We start from the raw sequence: 256 nt of genomic DNA, 5'->3' as shown, positions 1-256 counted from the left end.
TAAACCAACCTATAGAACCGATACAGCTGCTAACACTAATTGCTACTGTCAGTTTGCGACGTTGCCAAAGCAGCCGCCAAGAGTGTGGTTCTCGTATCGTCATATACATACTCAGCATCACAGTTTGGCAAACCAGCACCAACAATAACACCCAAGCTGCACTGTGAGGAAAAGGAAGGCCCGATGCGATACTGGCTTCGCGAACCCAAAGAGAAGTGAGCGCGAAGCTTGTTCCACAGGCAAGTCCCACTAGAGC

The 256-nt window shown here is 49.6% G+C and carries 1 pseudogene; it reads right to left on the bottom strand.

The annotated features are described in order from the left end of the window. Window positions 1-256, bottom strand: a pseudogene (locus CWB98_RS24320) (multidrug transporter); the annotation flags it as partial.

Source organism: Pseudoalteromonas rubra, assembly GCF_005887115.1.
Lineage (GTDB): Bacteria > Pseudomonadota > Gammaproteobacteria > Enterobacterales > Alteromonadaceae > Pseudoalteromonas > Pseudoalteromonas rubra_F.
The sequence above is the reverse complement of the archived record's forward strand: the minus strand, read 5'-3'. Positions and strand labels throughout refer to the sequence as shown.